Here is a 4,875-nt window from a genome sequence, read left to right on the forward strand (position 1 = left end):
TGTCACAGGGATGGTGATGGTTTGTACATCGCCTTGCGCCAAATGGTTATAACTACCGTGGCTTGGGTCGAAGCTATAGCTACCATCTTGCTTTAGTACAAAACCATCTACATTCGGTGCACTAAAGGTAAGTTGGTCATTCGTATCAATATCCGAGCCGGTAAGCACACCTGTGGTCTTAGTGCTATCACCCTCTCTTGCTGTTTGAGCGGTAATCGTATTTAAAACTGGAGCATCATTGGTGCCTTGAACATGGACGATGATAGCCTGTGTGCTGGTTGTACCGTGTGAATCGGTAACGGTCGCCACAAACATTTCGATGTGTTTTTCACCTTCATGCAAGGCCTGCGTAAGTTGCGCCTGATTGCTTGTCCCTTGTCCTAAATCATAGCTCCATTGACCGGTTTGAGGATCGATTGATATTGATCCGTACTTTCCTGAGGTGTGGTCAAGTGACCAGGTCAATATAGTAGTCTGGTCAACCGCTATTGCCGAAAGGGTGCCGCTCGAAGAGGGGGTTTGATCTTCAATTGTTGTGCCGATCGCATCGGCAGGATGAATGTGTATTCGTGGATGATCTGTGGTACCGGTTATGGTCACTACAATGTCGTGCTTGGTGCCATCGGCGGTCGTCACTGTCGCAGAGTCGGTGATGTGTTGTCCGGCTGCAAGGCTCTGAATGGCGGCTTGAGTGTTGTCTGCTGTAAACTGCCAGCTGCCATCTTTATCGATAGCGAAGGTGCCATATTGCCCTGTGATCGCTTCTTTTTGGAAGAAGGCTTCGCCACTATCAGTGTCTGTAACGCCTAGCTGGCCCGTCGCAACAAGATCATTGCCTTGAACGTTAGTGTCCTCCTTTACACCGTGGCCGCCTGAGTCAGTAACAACTGCAAAGTCATTTGTGCCTTGAACGGTGATTCTTACTTCATGATTAGTGCCGTCGGCGGATGTTACGGTAATGGTGTCGGTAGTCTGTTTACCTTGACCTAGGGCTTGTACCGTCGGGTTTTGATTATTAAGGTCATAGGTCCAAGAACCATCTTTTTGAAGATGTAGGGTGCCATATTGGCCTTGCAGGTCTCCATCTTGAAAGTAGGACTCGCCAGTGTCGATATCTTGGATAGTAAGCTGTCCCTGTGCTTGTAAGACGCTCTCTTCAGTGACATTGCTTGAGTCTGTACCGCCGATGACGGCTGTATCATTTTTGCCGTTAATTTGGATATTAATTCGATGAGGCTCGCCATCAGCTGCATGCACAATGAGTGTGTCTGTCATCATGCTGCCCGCGTTCATTGCCTGAATATCAGGATGCTGATTGTCTAGGCTGTATGTCCAGCTTCCATCTTGCTTAAGGTGGAGTGTGCCGTAAGCGCCTTGAATATCTCCAGCGCTGAAGTGATTTTCTCCGGCATCCTTGTCGCTAATTGTTAACTGGCCATGCGCGTTAAGTTGCGAATCTTCTGTGACATCTCCGACCTTTGCATCGGTAATTTGGGCGGTATCATTTGTGCCAGTAATTTCGATATCTAAGCCATGTGCAAAATCAACACCACCTGCGTTTTGTGCGTGAATGTCGAAGTGCTCTGAAACCAGTTGTCCGTCAGTCAGTGCATCGACGTTTGTTGCACCAGAATTCAAGCGATACTCCCATTGACCTGATGGTGCGATAGTTAGAGTACCGTATTGACCTTGGTAACTTTGCGAAGCGAAAGAGCCTGGGCCGCCAGCAATTGAAAGTTGGCCGCTTGCAGAAACTTGGTTGTCTTCGCTTACTGAACCATCAAAAACTCCAGTAATTGAAATAGGCAGATCTTGGTGTACAGAAGAATTTGCTAGTAATTGATTGTGTTGCGTGTTGATTGTGTTGCTTAGGGCATCGTCTTGTTCGGAGCCGAATGAAGCGAGACTTCTTGATGAGAAGACAGATGTGTCTGTAGCGTTGTCGATCTCTAAGTTGGTTCTTTCGACAACTGCCGGTGTATCGTGGTGATGCCCATCTGATTGAGCTTGCGCGTTTTTCGTGTCTTCTTTGTTTTCTATATCTACTTTCTGAGATGATTCTTTGGCGTCTGCACGAATACTCGTGCTAATGCTGCTGTCTGAGGAATTGATTGAAGGATCAAATTGATCTGGTGATTGATCAGGTAGCGTGTTGGAAAAATGGCTGACTAGTTGCGGCTCTTTGACGATAAAGCTCAGGGTATCGCCAGCAGGGGAACGAAGCACTACCTGATTTCCGTCAGGGCTGTTTAGAAGAGTGTCTTCTGAAACTTTGTCTCCGATTCTTAGTTGGACGTGCTGTCCGAACTTGTCGACATAAAAAATGGGGCCAGAGATAGATACAACGGTAAACACGTAGATATTTCCTCCGTAACCGGCGGCCACACGAACCGCCTAGCTAAGTTTCAATTATGAAAACATCTAATAACTATAGTCTAAAGTTCGGCTTTTTTGTGTAAATAATAAACAAAATACGGGAGGTATGGTTTTTGAATTCTGTGGTTTATTCTAGGGTTTTTCGTCATCATCACCGCTTTGATCATAAGACTTCCACGCATCTTTGAGATCTTCTTGAAAAGCCTCTTCATGGAGGATCATAAATCCTCCTTCAATCAGGATAAAACTCGGTAATTTACTGACTTCGGGTTTGCCAGTATCAGGTGAACAAAATCGTCTCTGTTTAACAAAAATACGCTGAAAGCAACGTTCCATTTTAGGATCGTTGATATAGGCAGTTTCGAACGGTGATTTTCGTGCCATAGAAATGTGCTCCGATAAATGACGTCAGCTTTGCTATATCGCTTGTGTCGATAATAGGCCTTGCCGCGGTCTTTTGTCTAGGCAAGAAAAACTCAGATTGTCGACTATATTCATGCCAAATTGTTGCTTGAGGATAAAGCGGCGTGTGGCGGTTTAAAGACCTTTCGCAGAAGGGTTTTGTACTAACAGAGGGGAGCTACGATTATTCAGTCGTACTGTTCTCGTTGATTATTGCGGCAACAGCAGCGTTTGCGATGCTAATGATCATCGAGCGTTTGTGGCGAGATAATGCCGACTCAGATCATAGCCATAACAAGGGTGCAGCTTGGCTAGCGCTAGCCTCTGGAACAATGGGCTTAGGTGTTTGGTCCATGCATTTTACGGGAATGTATGCGTTTCAGCTGCCGTATCACATGCACATGAGCGTCGTGATCACAATTATCTCTGTTCTACCCGCTTGTATTGGTGCTTACTTTTATCTGAGGTTATATGCAGCTCGTCGCTTCGATCTGCGTTCTATGCAGGTCGGGGCTCTATGCTTGGCCTTGGGCATTGGCGCGATGCATTACCTTGGTATGGAAGCCATGCATTACGAGGACTTTGTTCTTCGTTATGACCCAACGTGGTTTGTTCTGTCGATAGTGATGGCTTACGTATTTGCGCTTTTGGCGCTTTATGTGAGGGTTTGGCAAAACGATGAGACGAGTAGTGCAACGTTAAAACGACTTGTCGCCTCTGTACTGATCGGTTTGTCCGTCTCGGGGATGCATTATACCGCTATGCTCGCAACCGAGTTTTATCTCGATCCTTCTATCGTCATCCCAGACCATTCAGATCACGAACACACTTTGCTATCTTGGATTGTGATTGTCGATGTCTTGCTGTTCTTAACAGCCTTGATCATCGTTTTTATGCTCGGCACGAAGTTGGATCAAGCTCAAAAAGCAGCCATGGCTTCGGAACAGCGTGAGAATGCGGTTATTAGTGCCTTGGCTGATGCCTTGCTCGTTTTGGATAGTGATGGGAATGTTACGACATATAACGTGTCTGCTCAGCGCCTTTTTGGCGCGCAGCACAGCCCCTTAGAACAAAAGCATATCGTTCAATTGATGCCTGAGATTGGTAGTCTCGAAGAGCTCCAAGACTGGGAGCATTCAAATCTCGCAAAAGGCGTCAGTGGTTTAACGCTCGAGTTTTCGACCTACAACGATGATGGCCCACGTTATTATGAGGCGGTTTTTTCGCGTTTGTACTTCGATGAGAGTATCCATTACGTTTCGATGATTCGCGATATCACGGTACGGACGCAGATGGAGCAACAACTGAGACAAGCGCAAAAACTTGAGTCTATCGGTCAACTTGCCGCCGGTATCGCACACGAGATTAATACGCCAATCCAATATGTCTCCGACAATATGAGCTTTTTGAAAAAAGCGGTTGGGCATGTCATGCAGGCGACTGAGATGTATCGGCTAGTGGTCGCGAATTGTTGTGATGACAACAGCAAGGAACAAGTCCAAGAGCTCGAAAAAATGCTCAAAAAAGCCAAGTTCGACTTTATTCGCGAAGAAATTCCAAAGTCGATTGATCAGTCGGCAGAAGGCTTAGGCCATGTCACGAAAATCGTTCGCGCAATGAAATCTTTTTCACATGCAAGTGACGGTGAATTCTCACAAGTGGATTTGCTAGAAGCCTTGGAATCAACCATCACTATTTGCCGAAATGAGTGGAAGTATGTCGCGGATTTAGACTTGGATGTTGACCCGCATGTCGGCCCTATTTCTTTGATTCTCGATGAGTTTAATCAGGTTATTTTGAATTTAGTGGTGAATGCAGCGCATGCCATTGAAGAGCGACGAGTAAAAGAAAACAGTGCAGGGCTTGGGCGTATCCTCGTGTCTGCAAAAACAGAAGGAAAAGTCTTAACGCTAAAAGTGACAGACAATGGCTGCGGAATTTCAAAAGAAAACCAAGAAAAAGTTTTTGAACCATTTTTTACGACTAAGGTTGTTGGCAAAGGAACAGGGTAAGGCCTCAATATTGTGTATTCGGTGATTGTTGAAAAGCATCGAGGATCGATTGATATCAAATCAAAAGAAGGTGAGGGAACGACAT

3 protein-coding genes are annotated in these 4,875 nt (G+C 45.9%); 1 reads left to right on the plus strand and 2 read right to left on the minus strand.

Annotated elements, in window-relative coordinates; translation table 11 throughout:
* Together A3762_RS22535 and A3762_RS22540 are read right to left on the minus strand one after the other, a co-directional pair.
* Window positions 1–2,385, minus strand: a 2,385-nt coding sequence (locus A3762_RS22535) for a VCBS domain-containing protein (RefSeq protein WP_197469507.1), incomplete at its 3' end; no start/stop codon positions are given.
* Window positions 2,386–2,508: 123 nt separating this feature from the next.
* Window positions 2,509–2,760 carry a hypothetical protein gene (locus A3762_RS22540; RefSeq protein ID WP_068757722.1) on the minus strand — a complete coding sequence of 84 codons (252 nt, stop codon included), beginning with the start codon at window positions 2,758–2,760 and terminating at the stop codon, window positions 2,509–2,511.
* A 143-nt stretch (window positions 2,761–2,903) separates the two neighbouring features.
* Between A3762_RS22540 and A3762_RS22545 the strand changes: the two genes are divergently transcribed.
* Window positions 2,904–4,790 (plus strand): MHYT domain-containing protein, encoded by a 1,887-nt coding sequence (locus tag A3762_RS22545; RefSeq protein WP_068757724.1) that lies wholly within the window; start codon window positions 2,904–2,906, stop codon window positions 4,788–4,790.
* The last annotated feature ends 85 nt before the right edge of the window (window positions 4,791–4,875 follow it).

Source organism: Oleiphilus sp. HI0125 (assembly GCF_001635355.1).